Genomic DNA, 18,359 nt, shown 5'->3' with positions numbered 1-18,359 from the left:
ATTTAGCGTTTACGCTACTTGCAAGTATTGCGAGGCATCAGCCGCGGTTACATCAACAATACTATCGCTATACGTGCTTTCGGGCGCATCTGCTAAACCCACCGGCTGAATACGACTATCGTCCCGCCGCCTGCCTCGCGCACTTGCACAACTCGTCCCTGGTCTGCGATCCGCCTCAATCAGCCGGCCCCGGTTGCCAATTCGCGCAAATCAGTTCACGCTAATCTTCATCCAATATTTGCGAGGACGTGACGATGATAACCTTGTCCGCAATCTCTGCAGTTTTGGCCCTCGCCGTCGTGTTGTGTTTCATGGCGATCGCCCCGATTGAAGCCGACGACCGGTAGCCGGCGCCGCCTTTGAGCGATATTTCCAGGCCGTTTGTCACCGAAGACGATCCTGACCGACCGATCCGATGCCAGGATGCCTTGCAGCTTGCATTCCGCGAACTGGTGGACCACGCCGTCGATAGCGGCTGGAAGGAAGCCGAAGTGCTCGCCGGACTGCGGGAACTCGCCGAGCACCAATCCCTGGCGCTCACCTCCAGCGAGAGAACCGAAGCCCTGCTGCGCGCCTTGAAACAGCTGACTTAAGCTTCACAACAGCCGGAGAAGCCCTGTCACGCCGGCGTCACGCGACACATCGGGCCCTTTGTGGTTGGATAATGCCAGAGAGCTAGTGATCCTCTTTTTTGTTGCGAGTGAGGAAAAGATGGCAAACAGACGCGCAAACAGCGTGCGTGTTCCAAGACCGACGTTCCGCCAGCGGCCGAAGGCCCCGGTCAAGAACGTCCCGCCGACACGCAGACCCGACAACGATAGCGAGACCGAGGTTCTCTACGACCTCCTGGATTATCTCGCCGAGGACGAGGACGCCCTGGCCGCTTGATCGCGCCGGAGGCTGGCCAGGCGTACAAGCGCCTACTCTCGCTAATGTATGAACGGTGGGGGCAGAAAGATAATCAGCCATTCACCACTGTTCGAAAGTATATCAGCACATTCTGACAAGACGGATTGATTTTTGCTGCCGGAGCCCGTTCTCTTGGAGAGCAATAGGGTGGGTGGCGTATGCAGAGATATCAGGTTCAACATCTCGAGAACGGAAGCTGGGCAGTCATCGACGCCAAGGATGGCCGCGCCATCGACGAACACGCCGGACAGCCGGCGAGAACGAGATTACAGGCGCAGGCCCTGGCGGATTTCCGCAACGGCATAAGCACCCCCGTCCATGAGCGCACGGCATCCCGCCTGCAAAAGCTGCGCCTCGCCTGGGGCATGATCACCGCAAAGCGCACCGCCTGAGCGGCGCTGCCCTCTCGGCAATTGTCTAGAATTTCTTCCTTGGAACAGGACCGGGTTTACGCCGCGTCGAGATCGCCCGCCAGGCGATGGGCGACGAAGCGGTTTCGGCCGGAGGTCTTTGCGCGATACATGGCCTTGTCCGCCTCTTCGTAGAGAGAAGCCGACGTTGATCCGGGGCTCGCCCAGGCGATACCGACGGATGCTCCGAGCATGATGCCGTCGCCGGCATCCCATTGCAGGGCGGCAACGATGCGTGCCGCGGCAGCTTCGATCTGGTGGACGGAGGCGCCGTTGTAGATGACGGCGAACTCGTCGCCGCCGACCCGCGATACCAGGTCGGCGTTCTCCGCCGCGGCGCTCAGCCGGTTTGCCGTTTCGACCAGGCAGACATCGCCCGTCTGATGGCCGAGGATATCATTGACGCGCTTGAAACCGTCGAGATCGACGAGCAGCAGCGCGCAGCCTGTTTCCGAGGCGCAGAGACCGCCGAGGCGTTCATGAAAGCGGAACCGGTTCGCGAGCCCGGTCAGGTGGTCGAAATCCGCGCGGCGGCGGATTTCTTCGAGCAGCATCACCTCTGCCGTTACATCCTGCTTCAAGCCCGAGACGCGGACGGGACGGCCGTCCTCGCATTCGACGGTCGCGGTAATCCTGATCCAGCGGCGGTTACCCTTGCGAGTGACGATCTCCGCATCGAGCGAGAAGCCGCCCTGCTGCTCGATCGCATCGCGGCGCAGTCTCTGAAGCTCAAGAAGAGCGGCGGGCGAATACATGGCGACGATCTCGCTTCGCACGAGCGGCGTGCCGGGTTCGATATCGAAGAGTTCGTAGACCATGTCGGTCCAAGAGAGACGCTCATCGGCGAGATTGCATTCCCATACGCCGATGCGGGCGGCCTTCGAGCAGCGGTCGAAGACCTGCTTGAGGTGATGGACGTCGTTGGCCAGTTCCAGCCTGTTGATGTTGCGATCGTCCGAGCGGCTTCCGATCTTCTTCACCAGGGACGACAGCAGCATCACATTCCTCTATCCGCAATTGTCTGGCACAGCCTGGCACAGATTCATTGACGCCCCGTTATCCCTCGGCAGCGCTCACGCGATCGTGGCTGGAACAAAATCGCCAGCCTCTCCGTTCATTTGCGATAGGTGAATGGAGTGGCAAATGAAGCCGGCAAGGAAAATTCTGACAGCATGCGCCGTGACTGCGGTCATTGCCCTGTCGGGCGCGCCTTCCGCCTTTGCTTTCAGGATTTCTCCTCCGGCAACGGCAGGCAGTTCCGACAACAACGCCGCGGTAGCGGCTTACTCCTCAGGGACAAGCAAGGCGGCGGAGCCCGAGAGTTGGCTGCTCTCTCCCGCCGAGATCGCGCATATCAAATGGTGCGCGCAGCGCTTCCCATCCTATAACCCGACTGACAACACCTATAAGGGTCCGCAGGGCAAGGACGTAACCTGCCGCTCGCCAGGCTGATCACGGCCGCGGCCGGGACAGAACGAATGCGGCGCAGGCGAGCAGCGCAAGCCCGACTGCGACAGCAGGGATCGGCGACGGGTGCGACGTAGCGAAGAAGATCGCATAGCCCGAGGCCATACCCAAAACAGCGAGAAGCTTCGACGAGTGTGAAATCGCGCCGCTGTCGCGCCAGTCCCTGAGGGGCGCGCCGAACCGGCTGTTGATCAGCTTTGCCTCGAGCCTCGGCGAAGACCGGGCGAAGCACCAGGCGGCAATGATCAGGAAGATCGTCGTCGGCATCAACGGCAGGAACGCGCCGATAATGCCGAGCGCCACCATTACCAGGCCAAGCCCGATATAGGCGGCTTTGACAACCGGATTGCGCCGCGGCGCGGCAGTCGGACTTTGATCATCGGGCAAATTGCAGGCACTCCAGCGCACCCTCGATCCGGGTGCCGATGCCTTCGTCGGGAAATTCGGGATGATTGTAAAGGGGCGCGCCGGACGCAGCAGCCCTAAAAGGGAAAAGGCCGGGCGAATTCTCGCACCGACCTCCCATCATCGCCGTCAGCCGGTGCCAGTACATCCGTGGTCACCTGCGAAGCGATTTCATAGGCTTACTCTATGCCGATGCAGCGGCTTTGCAAGCGCTTGATGCTACCAATTTTGGTCAGGCGGGAGTCCCCGGAGAATGCGGTTTCGTTGGCAGTCGATCTCATAACAGAAAATGCTCAATAAGCGCCGGTTATTGGAGCCTGGATGTTTTCAAAAGAGTGGCTGAACGGCGATTATGAACTCGCCGACAAGCATCAAGGCCACTCCTCCCGGCCTTCGTCGGCGGTTCCCTCTGGAGGTTTTCGAACTCTCCCATTTGGGCCATCCACGGATGGCCCTATTTTTTTGCCGGCACTAGTGCAGGACGACCGGCTGCTCGGACCATTTGTGCGACAGCCTGAGATCGTCGAGCACGACGAGCAGTTTCTCGAATTCCACCATGATCGATCGGAATTCCTTGGCATCAGCCTCGACGATGCCGCGGGCCTTGGAGGACACAGCTTCGATGAGGCGCAGCATCCAGCCACAGCGGCGGTCGGGCAGATCGCCCAGCACGTCGCGGCGGTAGTCTTCCAGATAGCGGTGGATATGCGCAACCAGCATGCGCTTGTCAGCTGGCGTCAGCAAAGGCACGCTTTCGCTGGCGGCCTGGATAGCGGTAATGACCGGAATCGACATCTGCTACTCCCGTGGTTGGGCCACAGATGTATTCGCCGGACCCGATGGGCACCACGGCACAAAGTCTGATGCGGGTCAATTTATCGCGGTCACGACATCCTGAGACGGCGGCTGACATTGCCGGCGCGGCCCGTCAAAAGGCTGGTAGCTGTTGTCTTCCGCGCGGTAAGACTGGTAGCGCGCCGCGCACCAGGACGCAGCCGCCCTGCTGTCGACAGCGCTGGGGCTGGCTGTCGCGGCAGTCTGCGTCACAGCCTCTCCGCTGCCAGCCTGCTCCGAATAGGGCGAGGTGCAACTGCGCCTCTCGCCGCTGAAGGCGCGGTAGCTGTTGGTCGCGGGATCGTAGGAACGGTAGCGCTGCGAGCACCAGTTGAGGTGCTCTGCCGGCAAAGCCGGCTCCGCTGCGGCAGCCACCACCGGCGCGGGATCCGGCTCGCGCGACGCGACGCTGATCTTCGGCGCATCGGTGACATAGCTCGAATAGACGGGTGCAACGCGCTGGTAATTCTGCTTGCCAGGATCGACGCGAACCGGGCTCGTCGTCCAAAGATCCGGCGCCGAGAGATCGGCGAGCCGATGCGTCTCCGATTCCGCCATGACAATCGAAGCCACGGATGCAGCCGCGATACAGCCGGCGACCGATGTCACGATACCGAATGTCAGTGATGCGACCGCGTTCATTTGCCAAGCTCCCGCTGTTCGACCGGAACGAATACCCTGCCCTGCTTCTCATCGCCGCGATCGACATTCGAAAGCAGAACGAGGATGCAGCCGGCCATCGCCATCAGGATGGCGACGATCGGAAGAACGGCGCTTGCCGATTTTGGTTCCCCGTAGATCATCCGTCTCTCCATAAGAAAAACCGGCGGCGCGAACGCCACCGGTTCAGGCCGTCAGGCCGTGATGATGTAGACAATCGTGTAGGCCGTCGGATCGACGATGACGATCCGTCCATCGGCCAGGATGAAGAAGCGGTAGGTTTCGTACTGCGGTACGATCTTGACGATCCGCGGCGGCAGCGGCTCCAGCCGGATCTTCTTCGGGATCGCGGTACCGACCGAGACCGTGAAGTTCACTTCACGAACCGGTTCGACATGCACTTCCTTCACGACCGCCCGGATTTCCGTCTGCTGTTCGACCGAGATGTTGACGTTGGTCGTTTTGTTGACGGTCGTATTGTTTTCGACATTGGTCTTGCTGTTGGTCTGCGTCTCGGTCGAGCCGGACGGCTTCGTGGCATCACCGGATTTCTGCGCATCGCTGCCGGACTTTTGGGTCTCGGATGACGTGCCACTCTCCTGCGAACCGGATTTCTGGGGTTCGGTCGATGGCTTGGAGCCGTCAGTGCCCGAGGTGCCGCTGGGCTTCATGCCGCCACCCTGCGCGGCACCATTGCCTGAAGCGTCCGGCTTCGTCTCACTGCCGGATTGGGCCGGCGCCGTGCCGCCTTCTGTCGAGGTGCCGGGCTGAACCTGCGCCTTGCCGCCAGCACCGTCAGTCGATGTGGAACCATCCGATCCCGCGGCCGGCTGCTGTGTCTGCTCGCCGCCGGTTGCTGCACCGGCACCGGGCTGCGAGCCCTGAGCGCCGCCACCGGCATCGGGCTGCTGCTGAGTGGCGCCACCGGACTGATCGGTCTGGGCTGCCCCCTTCTTCTTGATGATCGGAGCATCCTGGGCTGAGGCGGACATGATGCCGACGGGCGATACACCGATCGACAGGGCCGTCATCAGGACGGCAAGGGTCTTGGTTTTCATGACAATCTCTCTGAGTTCGGGCCGCACGAGGCCGTGCCTCACGATGTGCGGCTGGATTTCGTTTCGTGTTTAGGAATGGAGGACGCGACCTCGGCCGCGTCCGGGATCCGGTCAGTTGATGACCTGGATCACCTTGCGGGACGACGGCTCGACGATGACGCGCTCATCGTTCACGACCGCAAAGGCATACTTCGGATTTTCAGGAACCGGCGTGACGACGACGGTCTCCGGAAGCGGCTGGCCGACGACGATCTTTTCCTTGACCACGACGCGGGCCGAAGGTGCCGGCGCTTCACGGACATAGGTAACCACCTTCTGCGGCGGCGGATCGATGACCGTGCCGACAACGGCACCCGTCACGCCACCGACGGCAGCACCGACGGGACCGCCGACGATCGCGCCGGTCACGGCACCACCTGCAGCGCCATTGACGGTGGAAGACTGGGCGAGTGCAACGCCCGACATCAGGGTCGCGGCCGCAGCCACGCCTACCATAGGCTTGGAGAGCATTTTCTCCTCCTTTTGTCGCTAGGCGGCCTTAATGACCGCTGCCTACCCAACGATCGGAGACGCCGCCTGTTCCGGGCATCGGACCTCAGTCCGGGGCACCCCGGACCATGGTCGGGGGTCTGGAACTGCGGCCATTTCGGCTCGTTGCTACAGGGACCAAAGGAGCCCAGTCATGAGCAGCATCCATAGACCTTCCGCCGGCCCGGTTGCGATCAATGCGTCGGTCGTCGCACTGGTCGTCTTCCTATGCGGCGTCCTCTATTTCTTCGGCGCGGCGATGTCGGGCGATACGCAGATCACCAAGAGCGTTGCCGGCGCGGATGTCATCGATACACGCGATGTCCCGAACTAGGCGCCGCCGGGATGTCACGCAGCTATCTGGAATTCCTCTAGGGTAGTACCATGTCTGTCGGACACGCAGTCGACAGGTCGCAGATGCATTGGCTCAGCCGTTGGAATGCCCGCTCCTTGGCCTCCCAGTTCTTCATAACCGGGGGCGTCGTCTCGATCATGGCGATGCTCCTGATCGGCATTTTGCTGACGCGGCTGATCGAGGACGCGGTGATCCATAATTCCGGCGCAGCGACCGCGCTCTATGTCGATAGCGTCGTCGCCCCGCTGCTTCCCGATATGCAGACGGAAACCCTTCTCGACGAAGGAAGCGCCCAGGCGCTCAACGAGACGCTGTCGCAGGGCGCACTCGGCAAGCGCCTCGTCTCGTTCAAGCTCTGGAGAAGCGACGGCACCATCCTCTACTCCAACGAACAGGAGCTGATCGGCCGGAAATTCCCGGTCAGCGACAAGCTTCGCCAAGCCTTTTCAGGCGCGCTCGTCGCGCGATACGAGGTCGCCAGCGATCCGGAGAGCGAGAAGGAGAGGCAGCTCGGCAAGCCGCTGATGGAAATCTACAATCCGGTGCTGCAGCCATGGTCCGGCCAGCCGGTCGCCGTCGTCGAGTTCTACGAGACGGCTGAGGGGCTTGCCGACAGCATTGCCCGCGCAAGACTTTGGAGCTGGGCCTCTGTCGCCGGACTGACGGCGATCTTCTTTCTGGCGCTTTCGGCTCTGGTTTTCCGCGGCAGCCGGCTGATCGAGGCGCAACGCAGCGATCTCCGCGACAAGGTGACGGAACTCTCGTCCCTGCTTGCCGAAAAACTTGCCCTGCAGCGGCGCCTGCAACGGTCCTCGCTGCGGGCCGCCGCTCTCAACGAAACCTATCTTCGCAGCGTCGGCGCCGACCTTCATGATGGACCTGCCCAGCATATCGCCTATGCCTCGCTGCGGCTCGACAGCGAGATGCTGGTCGATGCCAAAACAAGCCCCGACATGCGGGAAAAGGAGCTGTCGTGGATCCGCTCGAGCCTTGCCGAGGCGATGCGGGAAATCCGTACGATCTGCCGGGGCCTCGTCCTGCCGGAGATCGAGGGCGCCTCATTCGGAGAGATCATCGAGCGGGTGGTCTCCGCCCATGAGACGAGGACGGCAAGCACGGTCTTGCGCAGCGTCGAGGATGATCGCTCGGACCTCTCGGCCGCGGTGAAGATCTGCGTCTACCGCTTCGTCCAGGAAGCGCTCAACAATGCCTATCGCCATGGCGGCGGCATCGAGCAATCGGTGACGGCACGTGTGCGCGACGGCGAGGTCAGGATCGAGGTTCGTGACCAGGGCGATGGCTTCGATCCGAACGAGGTGCGGCCGACAAGTCTTGGGCTTGCGGGACTTCGCGAACGGGTCGACAGTCTCGGCGGAGACTTCGATATCAAGACCAGCGGCGCCGGCACGGTGGTGTCGATGACGCTTCAGCTGATGGAACTGGAGGATGCAAAATGACGGCGATCACCATCGGCATCGTGGACGATCACCCGCTGTTTCGGGAAGGCGTCAGCCGCAGCCTCTCGGAGGTCGATGATTTCGTGGTGATCGGCGAAGGTGCGAGCAGCGACGACGCGATCCGGCTTGCGGCCTCCGACCGGCCCAGCGTGCTGCTGCTCGACGTCTCCATGCCCGGCGGCGGCCTGGAGGCGATCAGTTCGGTTCTGTCGCGAAGCCCGGAAACACGGGTGCTAATGCTGACCGCGTCCGAGGAGGTCGATACACTGTCCGCAGCCCTGCAGCGCGGCGCAGCCGGATATGTGCTGAAGGGGATCGGGTCGCGCGGCCTTGCCGAAGCGATCCGGGCCGTGGTGCGAGGCTCGAAATTCGTCTCTCCGGCGATGTCCGCCAAGGTGATGGAGCGCTCGCTGGGCGCTCAGTCCTCGCCCAAGGCATCACTCACGCCGCGCGAGCTCGAGGTGATGGAACTCGTCGCCGAAGGCCTCTCCAACAAGCATATCGGCCTGCGTCTCGACCTGCAGGAAAAGACCGTCAAGCATCACATGACGCAAATCTTGCTGAAGCTCGGCGTTACCAACCGTACCGAGGCCGCCATCAAATGGCGGGATCTGGCCTAGGATCGGTCCTAGCGGAGATAACGCGACAGGCGCGTAACATCGGCCTGCGTCGCCAGCCTGTTGCTGATCGTCCGGCCCTTCGCATCCTTCATCACGTAGCGGTTCGAGACGATCGTCTCGGTGATGCCGTTGCGGTGGCGGATCCGGATTGTGCCATCCGCGCCGCGCGTCGCCTGGACGCCAGTGCCCGTAGAGGCCGTCCCGGTGTCGGCAGGCTCGGCGGAGCTTGCCGGACCGCCATTGCCCTTGCCATTCCCGTTATTGCCATTGCCATTTCCGGTGCCGCCGCCGGAATTTCCATTTCCGCCGCCGTTCCCGCCACCATTGCCGTTATTGCCACCGCCATTGCCATTGTTGCCGCTCTTGGCGAAGGCATCGAGGCTCAGACGACGTGCGCCACCGAGCGGCAGAAAGGCTGCGGCCAGCCCGGCTCCGGCGATGATCTTCAGAAAGCGTCGTTTCGACTGGCTCATGGTTTCCGTCTCTGCTTCTTGCAGCCTCTACGCAAGACAGGACGTATGAGATCGCTACCGGCTGCGAAAAGCAAGGTCCCGGGACCATGGTGCCGGGTCGGACACGGACCATGGTCCGACGTGCCGGGCGCAATTGCGCACCTTTCCTCAGCGCCCGCGGCGCTTGGAAGCAGCAGCAGCCACCGCTTTGATATTGCGAATACTCCGCGCTTGTCATAGGCCTCATCAGACGATCGCAGGGAGCCCGCCGGATGACAAAACAGAAGCCGAAAATCGCTATCAATGGCTTTGGCCGTATCGGCCGCTCCGTTCTCCGTATCCTGCTGAAAGAGCGCCGCGACATCGAGGTCGTGCTCGTCAACGACATTGCGCCACTGGAAAGCTGCGCCTACCTCTTCCAGTATGACAGCGTTTTCGGTCCCTGGGCGGAAGACGTATCAGCCGAAGACCGCGCATTGCGCATCGGCTCGCGCTCTATCCCCTTCCACAACGAGCGCGACATTCGCGCCCTCGATCTCTCCGGCGTCGATATTTTCCTCGAATGCACCGGCCAGCCCTATACCCGCGATTATGTCTCCCGGGCGCTGGAAGCCGGGGCGAAGCGCGTACTGATTTCGGGTCCGGCTGAATCGGCCGACGTGACTGTCGTGCTTGGCGCCAACGAACAGATGATCGCCGGCCACAAGATCATATCCAACGCGTCCTGCACCACCAATGCGCTGGCGCCGCTCCTGAAAACGGTCGATGACCTCTTCGGTATTATCGGCGGGCAGATGACGACGGTTCACTGCTATACAGGCAGCCAGCCGACCGTCGACCAGCCCCGCGATGATTTTGCCCGCAGCCGCGCCGCCGCCCTCTCGATGGTTCCGACCAGCACCAGCGCCCACAAGCTGGTCGGCAAGGTCCTGCCGTCGCTTGCGGGAAAGATCGAGGCCCGCGCCATTCGCGTTCCGACCGCCAGCGTTTCGGCGATCGACCTGACGGTATCGCTGGAGAAAGCGCCGTCTCTCTCGGAAGCACGCGATAAGCTGAAAAGCGCGATCGCCGCATCGCCCGTCATCGGCTGGATCGAAAAGCCGCTCGTATCCGTAGACCTGCGCGCCCGGCCGGAATCCCTGGTGGTGTCAGGCCCGGAACTCTCGGTATCTGCCGGTGGCTTGCTGCGCGTGTTCGGCTGGTACGACAACGAATGGGGCTTTGCCAACCGGATGATCGATGTCGCATCGCTGATGGCCAATTCCTGAGGGGACGATAGCTTTGCTGCATCGAAACGCATTCATCGCGCTATCAGCCCTCGCGACAGTCGCCTCCCTGTTATGGACACCGTCGCTCATGGCGCAGGACGCGCCGTCCGGTTCGACCTGGTCCAAGGATCCGGCCAGCCATTGCGAATTCGTTTCTCCCATCTCGCTGACCGCAGGCCCGACCTATTGGAGCGGTGCGTGCCCCGGCAACAAAGCCTCCGGCCTCGGCATGCTGCGACGCCGCGACGGCAACCAGGCCGGTCCGGCTTTCTACGGCGAAATGCAGAACGGCGTGCCTGTGATCGGCGTGATCGACAATGAAGGCTACCGCGTCGGCCGCTTCAGCAACGGCGATATCGGCGGCAATGCCGAGCTTGAGCCGCAGGATCGTCTTGACGCCTTCCGTGCTGCAGCAAATGCAGCGCGAGCAGTCGGCGCCCACTATGCCAAAGAGGGCAATACCGCGTCGTCCCGCCACTATGAAGAGATTGCCCAGCAACTCGACATGCAAATCGAATGATGGCCGGGCGGCGGCTGACATATGCCGGCTTGGCCCTGGTCCAGTTCTGCCTCGCCGCGCCATGTCTCGCAGATGACGCCACCCTGCCCGACGACGTCAGGGCCTTCATCAGCCGCCGCGATGATTGCGACCATTTCCGTGGCGAAGCCTCGCCCGACGAAGAACGGCAGGCGGAAATCGATCAGCAGCTGCGCACGCTGTGCAGCGGAAGCGACGCGGAGCTGGCCCGACTAAAGCACCGCTATGCCCGGAACAAGACCGTCCAGAAGGCGCTTGGCGATTACGATCCGAACATCGAGGGCGGCTCTCCGGATTGACATTCGATCGCCGTTTCCGGATGAGGGCCATGACCTGCTGTGGCGTTTTCTTGCGGCATCGCCTATCTGGTAGGTTCACGGAGCACGACTGCGCGGAACTGGACATTCGATGAGCAAATCCACGACGACCCTGAAGATAACCGCGCTCGTAGTCGCAGCTCTGGCCGCCGCGGGCTCCGCGTCTGCCCAAGAGGCGGCGGCACCCTCGCCCTTTGCCGATTTCGCCGAGAAGTGCATGAACGAAGGGCCGCGTTATGACCGCACGGCGGCACTTGCGAAGGAAAGCGGGTGGGGAGCGCTGTCGCAGGACATGACCCTCGGCATCCTGCCGCTCGATGAGCCGACCGCCTTCGACGGCTGGATCACCCAGACGGGTGGCGACAAGCCGTTCGAAGCGATCGTCATCGCCAAGGCGACCGTCGGCGAGAAGCCGGTCGAAAGCTGCACCATGGCCTTTGCCGGGGTTGACGCCGCGCAATTCGAACGCAATCTCATCGCGGCGAAAAGCGCCACCGCCTCGGGCCAGCAGAATGGCGAAGTGCGGGTGCGCAAGTTCTTCTCGATCGAACGCGAGGGTTTCAAGGAAGCCGTGACGCTCGACCTGCCGACCTATCCGAATGGCGCCGACGAAGTGGTCGCCAGCGTCGTCGCCGAGCAGCAGATCGAGAACTGACCGCTGCCGTCAGATCCGGCGTTTTGACGGCGCCGGAATAAAATCTTTGTGATGGAAGCTATTGGCCTCCTGCTTCGTACATGCAGGTATGAGGACCATCACACGACTTTCCACTTCCGGAAATCAACTCTCGCGCTACGCCCTGCCCGAAACACGGGCCGCCCGCAAATGGGCTCCGCCGGTTTTCTCGCCTGAGAACCCGGCTGCACCGGCCCGGCCGGCATTTGCGCTGTGCGCAACCAACTAAACCCTGATTTGACCACCGCGGATACCACCGCCAACGAGACATGCATGGATCGCAACGATCAGCAGGCCATCGACAGCCTTTTCACCAAGCTCGCCAATGTCGAGCGGCAATCGGCGCCGCGCGACACGCGATCCGAACAGTTCATCAACGACCGCATCACCCAGCAGCCCGGCGCGCCCTATTACATGGCGCAGACGATCGTCGTGCAGGAACAGGCGCTTGAGGCGGCCCAGCGCCGCATCGAGGAACTGGAGATGTTGAGCGCCAGTGCGCAGCCGCAGCGCGGCGGCTTCTTCGCATCGATGTTCGGCAGCAGCAACCCGCCGCAGCGCGCGGTCGCCCGCCCGCAGAGATACGATGCCGCTCCCGCCTCTCCCTGGGGTGGCGCTCCGAACCAGGGATACGGTCATGCCGCTCCGATGGCGCCCCGCGCCGGTGGCGGCTTCCTGGCCGGTGCCGCGCAGACGGCAATGGGTGTCGCCGGCGGCATGCTGCTGACCAATGCCGTCATGGGCATGATGGGCGGCAACGAGGCGCAGGCCGCCGAACCTCAGGAGGAAGCCCCCGAGGAAGAGATGGACATGTTCGGCGACGAGGAATGATACCGCCTGAGGATGCGATCAGCCGCGCCTCAGTCATGCAGATACATATCGCCTATGTCTGGATCAGCCTCGCCGCCCTGCGGCGGGGCTGATCCACATTCGGGCGTAAGATTGGCGACCGCAATCGATCCCGCCAGAGCGTCGTCTGCCCGGTTGTCAGGCAGGCCCCTTGCCACGGTGACGGCCAGCACGAGAAGTGCCAGGCGAAAAGCGAAGGCACGCAAGATTTTTTCTGAAGCGTCCATATCCAATCCGGCTCCAAGACCATATCAAGCATGATCGGCAGCCGGCGATTTCGCACAATGCGGAAGATGCAAGGCAAGGCTTCGGAAAATCCGAAGGCCTGACGCGGGAGGGACTATGCGCTTCGATCTGACCGACCTTCGTCTCTTCCTGCATGTCGTCGAAGCCCAGAGCATCACACAGGGCGCCGAGAGATCGGGCATGGCGCTGCCTTCGGCGAGCGCCCGCATCCGCGGCATGGAGGAGATGAGCGGCATCCCGCTGCTGGAGCGCGAGGCACGCGGCGTCCGGCCGACGCCGGCGGGAGAAGCGCTCACCCATCACGCCCGCATCGTGCTCGGGCAGATGGAGCAGATGCGCGGCGATCTGCAGCTCTATGCGGGAGGATTGCGCGGCCAGGTCCGGCTGTTTTCCGGCCGCGCCGCCATGGCGCATCTTCCGGCCGTGCTGCGCCGCTTCCTGGCCGATCACCCGACGATCGATATCGACCTGCAGGAAAAGCAGAGCCCGGATGTCGTCGCGGCAGTCGCAGGCGGCCTCGCCGATCTCGGCATTGCCGCAGATACGAGCGAGACAGGATCGCTCGAAACCCGCCCCTTCGAGATCGACCGCCTCGTCCTCGTGGCCGCGCTGGACCATCCACTGGTCGCGGCGGGATCGGTGGCGTTCCGCGATATCCTCAGCGAACCCTTCGTCGGTCTCCCGGCGGACAGCGCGCTGCAGGGGCACCTGTCTGCGCATGCCGCCCGCGAGGGCCGACAGTTCAAGATTCGCGTGCGGCTCGACAGTTTCGAGGACATCTGCGCCATGGCCAGCAGCGGCGTCGGCCTCGCCATCGTTCCAGACGTCTATGCGCGGCGCTATCAGGCCGAGATGGCACTCGGCGTGATCCCACTCACCGATGCCTGGGCGCTTCGCCATCTGCTGATCTGCGCCCGCAGCTTCGCCGCCCTGCCCGTCCATGCCCGCAAGCTGGTGGAGTACCTGACCAGCCCCTGAGGCTCAGCCGAAGGAGGCCGAGCGCTCGGCGGACATCGCCTCCCGCCGCGCGATTTCGCAGGCGAGCGCCCTCATGTCATAAGGCTTCGACAGGAAAGCCGCTGCCGGACCCAAAGCGGAGATATCGACCTCCCGGCCCGAGGTGACCCAGAGCGGCAGCGACGGCCTTGTGGCCGCGAGCAGCCGGCTGAGATCCAGCCCGCTCAACCCGCCGGGCATATCGACGTCAGTGACTACGGCATCGACCTCGCCGTCTTTGCCGAGAACCGCAAGCGCCTCCAGCACATTGCAGCACTCGATCACCATATGCCCGCAGGCGATCAGTTCATCGGCCAGTGCAAAGCGGATCAGGGCTTCATCTTCCACGATCATCACGACTGCCATCCGGTTTCCCTCCGTTGTCGCATGATGGAGGAACGCACGGAAATGCGGATCGGAGCGCGGCCGATGATTAAGATTTTAGTTTATGTTTAACAAAATCCGAACAAACCGCAGGCGGTCACACCGCGCCCGCCCAGGCATAGATCTCGGCCGGCTCCTCGACGCCCCGGAGCTTGAAATGTCCCGCCGCCCGGAAGGCGCCGCCGGTCTGGGCCGCAAATTGCGCCGAGGCCAGCAGGTTGGTTTCCAGCGCATCGGCGAGCTTTTCCATCCGCGACGCCTCGTTGACGGCCCGGCCGATGACGGTGAAATCGAGGCGCCGATCAGTGCCGACATTGCCGTAGAAGATCTCGCCGAGATGCAGCACGATATCGACGAGGATCTCGGGCTCGCCACGCTCCCGCCTGCCCTGATTGAGCGCATCGTTCATGGCGAGCGCCCTCTGCGCGGCCGACAGCGCCAGACGGCAGGCCTGCGCCGTATCGGCAGCCTGCACCGGGAAGATCGCCAGCAGGCTGTCGCCCATGAATTTCAGGATCTCGCCACCTTCCTCGACAACCGGCTTGCCGATCGCGTCGAAATGCTCGTTCAGCCAGTCGACGATATCGTGCGGCTCATGCTTTTCGTTAAGCGACGTGAAGTCCTTGAGGTCGGCAAACAGGATCGCGGCATATATCGACGCGCCATCGCCGCGCTGGATCTGCCCGGTCAGGATCAGCTCGCTCGTCCGCTCGCCGGTATAGACGGCGAGCACGTCCTTCGCCACGCGGGTCATGGCGATCCGGCAGCAGGCGAGCGCCAGCGCGGGCATGACGCCCTCGAAACCGGCAAGCTGGCTCTCCGTAAAGCCGCCCAGCTGATCGGTGGCGATCGAGAAGCTGGCGCCTGCCAGAGCGGTATCACCAGGAAAGGGCGTGATCTTGATGACGAAATCGGTGGCACCGAGATCGCTGAGATCTGTCAGAACCGGAAATGGCGGCGTCTCGGCATTGGCCGGAAGGCTCCAGCGCATGAATTCCAGCTGGTTCTGCAGCAGATAGGAAATCGGCGAGCGCCGGAACAGCGCCTCACCCTCTTCGCCATGCTCCTGCGCCTCCTTGGAGATCCCCGTGTCCCGGTACCAGGCAACCGAGAGGCCGCGATGCTTCGGATCGATGGACGGCATGGCGATCGAGGCGCGCAGCAGCGGAAATCCCTGTTCAGTCAGGCGCAGCGAAAGGCCTTCGAGCAAGGCATCGATATCATCGGCGGCAAGTCCCTGCGCGATAATCCAGGCAATCAGGTCGGCCAAACCGTTCATCGAATCCCTCCGTCGTCACGCGATGATATCGCATAATTGCCATCCGCCCGAAACCACACGCCACCGCCCTGCCTTGCATAAGCAGGGTGCGTGCATTAGCTCAACGGGAAAGGGAGAACGGCCGATGATCTTGCTGATAGTCGCGATAGCGATTTTTGTGGTGTTCTTCTTCCTCTTCCCCCGGCCCGCGCTCGTGGCACTCGCCATCATCATCGCCACGGTGGCCTGCATCGGAGCCTATCTCTACTACCAGCAGTCCGGCCGCAACACCTCCGCAAGCCTGGTGACCGCCACCAGCACCGGAACCCAAGGCTGCACCGATCCCGCCAAGCCGGTCTTCGTCGAGATCACCAACGGCTCCGACCGCCAGGTGGACGCCGTCCGCTTCCGCCTCATCGCCAAACGCCCTGGCTACAGCGTCGAGGCCTATGCCGACTACCTGACGAGCTACAAGATCATCGAGCCCAAGGCCGTCTACGGCACCTGCTTCGCACTGAACCACTATCGCGGCCTCGACACACTCAACCTGTCGCCTGCCGACCTCGACTGGTCGGTAGAGATCTCATCGGTCGATTTTGCCGGAGATAACAGGTGATGGCGGTCTTTCCTCGCTTCATTTTCCGGTAGCGCCGCGCTTCGACCGTGAGTGCCGCGGCACCATGCGCCGCAAGAGCGATTTCGACTTCCGCTTTCGCGGGATGAGATCGATATCGCTGACGAGCTTTGCTCCGCCGTCGCGGCGTTCCAGGGTGATCTTGCGGCTGTGGAACGCTTCGAGCTCGGCCCGGTGGGCGACGCTGACGATGGTGACCTTCGGCAGTTCGCGGATGATCGTCTGCATCATCTGGTCCTGGCTCTTCTCATCGAGCGCCGAGGTTGCCTCGTCGAGCACAATGATATCGGGATCGTGGAGAAGCAGGCGGGCGAAAGCGAGGCGCTGTTTCTCGCCGCCAGAGAGGGTCTGGTCCCACGGCGCCTCCGCCTCTATCCTGGCGCTCAGATAATCCAGCCCCACGGCTTTCAGCGCTCCCTTGATCTCCTCTTCGCTCCAGTCGTCAGCAGCACGCGGATAGGCCGTTGCCCGGCGCAGCGTGCCCGAGGGGATGTAGGGGCGCTGCGGCAGCATGAAGAGCCGGCTGCCGGCCCGGAAATTGACGCTGCCCTGGCCCCAGGGCCAGAGACCGGCAATGGCGCGCACCAGTGTGCTCTTGCCCGTGCCGGATTCACCGGAGACGAGCACACGCTCGCCGGGTTCGATATCGACCTGCGTTTCCTTGACGACCGAAGTGCCGTCATCGAGCGACACCGAGAGATCGTTGAGGCTCAGCATCGCCTCGCCTTCCGTCTCGCCGTGCTGGATACGGCCGAGAGAGTCATTGTGTTCGGCGCGCTCGAGCCCGTCGAGCGACATCATCAGCGAAGCGATACGGCGCGCGCTGGCATTCCAGTCGGCAAGGCGCGGATAGTTGTCGACCAGCCAGCCGAAGGCCGCCTGGACGATGGTGAAGGCGGAAGCGGCCTGCATGACCTCGCCGAGCGTCATGGCGCCTTCGAGAAATTTCGGCGCGCAGAGCAGGATCGGCACGACGGGCGCGATCAGGCTCGATCCCTGCGAGACCAGCGTCGTGCGCATATGCTGGCCGGCCAGCAGCGCCCATTGCCGGATAACCTTGCCAAATGTCCGGTCGACGTCGTTGCGCTCCTCCTCCTCGCCGCCGAGCAGCGCAATGCTCTCGCCGTTTTCGCGCACATGCGTCAGCGTATAGCGGAACTCGGCCTCGGTCTGGTTCTTGACCTCGGAGACCGCGACGAAGTTGCGGCCGATGAAAGCGATCGAGGTCGAGGTAATCCCCGCATAGAGGACGGCGGCAACCACCAGAAAACCCGGAATGGTGATCATCGAGCCGCCGACCGGCAAGGTCAGAGCACCGCCGATCGTCCAGAGGACGACGATGAAGGTGGAGGCCGACAGGAAGGCGACGATGACACCGGCGATGAAATCGACCGGCGATTCCGTGGCGATCCGGAGGTCTTCGGAGATACGGGCCTCGGGGTTGGCGTGGTCCCCACCGATCAGGTTCAGCTGATAATAGCGGCCATTGGCCAGCCAGCGCTGGATGACCGCCTTCGTTAGCCACGAGCGCCAGCGCCGCTGGATCATCATCCTGACCAGCACCTGTGCGGTGACGAGCGCCACGCTTCCGAGCACCAGCGGCAGGAACACTGCGCTCAGATAATACACCGTGCCGGCATCATGCCGCTCGATGGCGTCGAAGATCTTCCGGTTCCAGAGATTGATGCCGTATTGGAAGCCGACATTGAGGACGATCATCGCCAGCAGCCCGAGCGTGCAGGGCCAGGCGAAGCTGTCGCCATGACGGCTCCAATAGCCGCGCGCGCTGATCCAGAAGCGCCGCAGCAAATATCGCTTGCGCGCATGCTCGGCTTCTTCCGGCGTCAGGCCCGGATCGGGTTCGGCAATATCCGGCGGCGGAGGGGCCTCAACAGTCGATCCCTCCCCTTGGTGCGACTTCGCGGCACCTTCCGGTTTGGTGCCATCGACCGATTTCGGTTTCAATTGAGCTTCGGCCATGAGCCGACAACGGCGCAAAAATCAAAAGGTTTCATGGACGCCTTGCGGCGCGTTGCGGCAA

General features: G+C 62.8%; 27 protein-coding genes. 14 read left to right on the top strand and 13 right to left on the bottom strand.

The features are described from left to right. Nucleotides 1-220 precede the first annotated feature (220 nt). Nucleotides 221-388: a hypothetical protein gene (locus ACODR6_RS07095; protein ID WP_199628391.1), complete on the bottom strand. Its 168-nt coding sequence runs from the start codon at nt 386-388 to the stop codon at nt 221-223. Between the two features lie 40 nt (nt 389-428). Here ACODR6_RS07095 and ACODR6_RS07090 point away from each other — a divergent pair, with 40 nt between their 5' ends. The 3 genes from ACODR6_RS07090 (at nt 429) to ACODR6_RS07080 (ending at nt 1,301) form a co-directional block, all read left to right on the top strand. Beyond that, nucleotides 429-593 carry a hypothetical protein gene (locus tag ACODR6_RS07090; RefSeq protein WP_489021821.1) on the top strand — a complete coding sequence of 55 codons (165 nt, stop codon included), beginning with the start codon at nt 429-431 and terminating at the stop codon, nt 591-593. Nucleotides 594-711: 118 nt separating this feature from the next. Next, nucleotides 712-888, top strand: a complete 177-nt coding sequence (locus ACODR6_RS07085) for a hypothetical protein (protein WP_162708575.1) — start codon at nt 712-714, stop codon at nt 886-888. A gap of 179 nt (nt 889-1,067) precedes the next feature. Then, nucleotides 1,068-1,301: a hypothetical protein gene (locus ACODR6_RS07080; protein WP_199628252.1), complete on the top strand. Its 234-nt coding sequence runs from the start codon at nt 1,068-1,070 to the stop codon at nt 1,299-1,301. A 56-nt stretch (nt 1,302-1,357) separates the two neighbouring features. Here the strand turns inward: ACODR6_RS07080 and ACODR6_RS07075 are convergent, their stop codons facing one another. After that, nucleotides 1,358-2,317 (bottom strand): GGDEF domain-containing protein, encoded by a 960-nt coding sequence (locus ACODR6_RS07075; RefSeq protein ID WP_489021818.1) that lies wholly within the window; start codon nt 2,315-2,317, stop codon nt 1,358-1,360. Nucleotides 2,318-2,462: 145 nt separating this feature from the next. Between ACODR6_RS07075 and ACODR6_RS07070 the strand changes: the two genes are divergently transcribed. Next, nucleotides 2,463-2,771: a BA14K family protein gene (locus ACODR6_RS07070; RefSeq protein ID WP_489021816.1), complete on the top strand. Its 309-nt coding sequence runs from the start codon at nt 2,463-2,465 to the stop codon at nt 2,769-2,771. Here ACODR6_RS07070 and ACODR6_RS07065 read toward each other — a convergent pair whose 3' ends face one another. From ACODR6_RS07065 to ACODR6_RS07040, 6 genes are all read right to left on the bottom strand, one after another. Continuing rightward, nucleotides 2,772-3,173 (bottom strand): YbaN family protein, encoded by a 402-nt coding sequence (locus ACODR6_RS07065; RefSeq protein WP_489021814.1) that lies wholly within the window; start codon nt 3,171-3,173, stop codon nt 2,772-2,774. It lies immediately after the preceding gene. Nucleotides 3,174-3,662: 489 nt separating this feature from the next. Further along, nucleotides 3,663-3,986 (bottom strand): hypothetical protein, encoded by a 324-nt coding sequence (locus ACODR6_RS07060; RefSeq protein ID WP_489021812.1) that lies wholly within the window; start codon nt 3,984-3,986, stop codon nt 3,663-3,665. A gap of 75 nt (nt 3,987-4,061) precedes the next feature. Next, nucleotides 4,062-4,667 (bottom strand): BA14K family protein, encoded by a 606-nt coding sequence (locus ACODR6_RS07055; RefSeq protein WP_489021810.1) that lies wholly within the window; start codon nt 4,665-4,667, stop codon nt 4,062-4,064. Then, on the bottom strand, nt 4,664-4,828 hold the full coding sequence (locus tag ACODR6_RS07050) for a hypothetical protein (RefSeq protein ID WP_165402705.1): 165 nt from the start codon (nt 4,826-4,828) through the stop codon (nt 4,664-4,666). Before ACODR6_RS07050 ends, ACODR6_RS07055 begins: the two co-directional genes overlap by 4 nt. A 51-nt stretch (nt 4,829-4,879) precedes the next feature. Beyond that, nucleotides 4,880-5,743 carry a DUF1236 domain-containing protein gene (locus ACODR6_RS07045; protein ID WP_489021807.1) on the bottom strand — a complete coding sequence of 288 codons (864 nt, stop codon included), beginning with the start codon at nt 5,741-5,743 and terminating at the stop codon, nt 4,880-4,882. Nucleotides 5,744-5,854: 111 nt separating this feature from the next. Continuing rightward, the gene (locus tag ACODR6_RS07040; protein WP_489021805.1) at nt 5,855-6,253 is read right to left on the bottom strand and encodes a DUF1236 domain-containing protein; all 399 of its coding nucleotides are present in this window, start codon (nt 6,251-6,253) and stop codon (nt 5,855-5,857) included. Nucleotides 6,254-6,425: 172 nt separating this feature from the next. On the opposite strand from ACODR6_RS07040, the gene ACODR6_RS07035 reads away from it, so the two are divergent. From ACODR6_RS07035 to ACODR6_RS07025, 3 genes are all read left to right on the top strand, one after another. After that, a complete protein-coding gene (locus ACODR6_RS07035) occupies nt 6,426-6,605 on the top strand; it encodes a hypothetical protein (RefSeq protein WP_203430586.1) in 180 nt (59 codons plus the stop codon). 83 nt (nt 6,606-6,688) lie between these two features. Further along, on the top strand, nt 6,689-8,083 hold the full coding sequence (locus tag ACODR6_RS07030) for a sensor histidine kinase (protein WP_489022222.1): 1,395 nt from the start codon (nt 6,689-6,691) through the stop codon (nt 8,081-8,083). Next, nucleotides 8,080-8,703: a response regulator gene (locus ACODR6_RS07025; RefSeq protein WP_112711184.1), complete on the top strand. Its 624-nt coding sequence runs from the start codon at nt 8,080-8,082 to the stop codon at nt 8,701-8,703. Before ACODR6_RS07030 ends, ACODR6_RS07025 begins: the two co-directional genes overlap by 4 nt. Before the next feature lie 8 nt (nt 8,704-8,711). On the opposite strand, the gene ACODR6_RS07020 is transcribed toward ACODR6_RS07025, so the two are convergent. Further along, complete coding sequence (locus ACODR6_RS07020) at nt 8,712-9,176, bottom strand: hypothetical protein (RefSeq protein WP_203430584.1); 465 nt, start codon at nt 9,174-9,176, stop codon at nt 8,712-8,714. A gap of 251 nt (nt 9,177-9,427) precedes the next feature. Between ACODR6_RS07020 and ACODR6_RS07015 the strand changes: the two genes are divergently transcribed. From ACODR6_RS07015 to ACODR6_RS06995, 5 genes are all read left to right on the top strand, one after another. After that, the gene (locus ACODR6_RS07015; RefSeq protein ID WP_489021802.1) at nt 9,428-10,423 is read left to right on the top strand and encodes a type I glyceraldehyde-3-phosphate dehydrogenase; all 996 of its coding nucleotides are present in this window, start codon (nt 9,428-9,430) and stop codon (nt 10,421-10,423) included. Between the two features lie 88 nt (nt 10,424-10,511). Then, nucleotides 10,512-10,943 carry a hypothetical protein gene (locus tag ACODR6_RS07010; RefSeq protein WP_489021800.1) on the top strand — a complete coding sequence of 144 codons (432 nt, stop codon included), beginning with the start codon at nt 10,512-10,514 and terminating at the stop codon, nt 10,941-10,943. After that, nucleotides 10,940-11,260, top strand: coding sequence for a hypothetical protein (locus ACODR6_RS07005; protein ID WP_489021798.1), 321 nt, complete (start codon nt 10,940-10,942; stop codon nt 11,258-11,260). Before ACODR6_RS07010 ends, ACODR6_RS07005 begins: the two co-directional genes overlap by 4 nt. Nucleotides 11,261-11,369: 109 nt before the next feature. Continuing rightward, entirely contained in the window at nt 11,370-11,933 is a 564-nt protein-coding gene (locus tag ACODR6_RS07000) for a hypothetical protein (RefSeq protein ID WP_489021796.1), read from the top strand. A gap of 291 nt (nt 11,934-12,224) precedes the next feature. Further along, on the top strand, nt 12,225-12,782 hold the full coding sequence (locus tag ACODR6_RS06995; protein WP_130281580.1) for a DUF2076 domain-containing protein: 558 nt from the start codon (nt 12,225-12,227) through the stop codon (nt 12,780-12,782). A 29-nt stretch (nt 12,783-12,811) separates the two neighbouring features. On the opposite strand, the gene ACODR6_RS06990 is transcribed toward ACODR6_RS06995, so the two are convergent. Beyond that, a complete protein-coding gene (locus ACODR6_RS06990; RefSeq protein WP_489021794.1) occupies nt 12,812-13,033 on the bottom strand; it encodes a hypothetical protein in 222 nt (73 codons plus the stop codon). 109 nt (nt 13,034-13,142) lie between these two features. On the opposite strand from ACODR6_RS06990, the gene ACODR6_RS06985 reads away from it, so the two are divergent. Continuing rightward, nucleotides 13,143-14,024: a LysR family transcriptional regulator gene (locus ACODR6_RS06985; RefSeq protein WP_489021792.1), complete on the top strand. Its 882-nt coding sequence runs from the start codon at nt 13,143-13,145 to the stop codon at nt 14,022-14,024. 3 nt (nt 14,025-14,027) lie between these two features. Here the strand turns inward: ACODR6_RS06985 and ACODR6_RS06980 are convergent, their stop codons facing one another. Both ACODR6_RS06980 and ACODR6_RS06975 read right to left on the bottom strand, forming a co-directional pair. Next, entirely contained in the window at nt 14,028-14,408 is a 381-nt protein-coding gene (locus tag ACODR6_RS06980; protein WP_112711193.1) for a response regulator, read from the bottom strand. 115 nt (nt 14,409-14,523) lie between these two features. After that, nucleotides 14,524-15,705 carry an adenylate/guanylate cyclase domain-containing protein gene (locus ACODR6_RS06975; RefSeq protein ID WP_489021789.1) on the bottom strand — a complete coding sequence of 394 codons (1,182 nt, stop codon included), beginning with the start codon at nt 15,703-15,705 and terminating at the stop codon, nt 14,524-14,526. Between the two features lie 124 nt (nt 15,706-15,829). Here ACODR6_RS06975 and ACODR6_RS06970 point away from each other — a divergent pair, with 124 nt between their 5' ends. Beyond that, the gene (locus ACODR6_RS06970) at nt 15,830-16,300 is read left to right on the top strand and encodes a hypothetical protein (RefSeq protein ID WP_199628267.1); all 471 of its coding nucleotides are present in this window, start codon (nt 15,830-15,832) and stop codon (nt 16,298-16,300) included. Nucleotides 16,301-16,318: 18 nt separating this feature from the next. Here ACODR6_RS06970 and ACODR6_RS06965 read toward each other — a convergent pair whose 3' ends face one another. Beyond that, nucleotides 16,319-18,298 carry an ABC transporter ATP-binding protein/permease gene (locus ACODR6_RS06965; RefSeq protein WP_489021786.1) on the bottom strand — a complete coding sequence of 660 codons (1,980 nt, stop codon included), beginning with the start codon at nt 18,296-18,298 and terminating at the stop codon, nt 16,319-16,321. Between the last annotated feature and the right edge of the window lie 61 nt (nt 18,299-18,359).

The sequence above is a fragment of the Rhizobium sp. FG96 genome (genome assembly GCF_057808655.1).
This window is presented reverse-complemented; position numbering and strand designations above follow the sequence as displayed.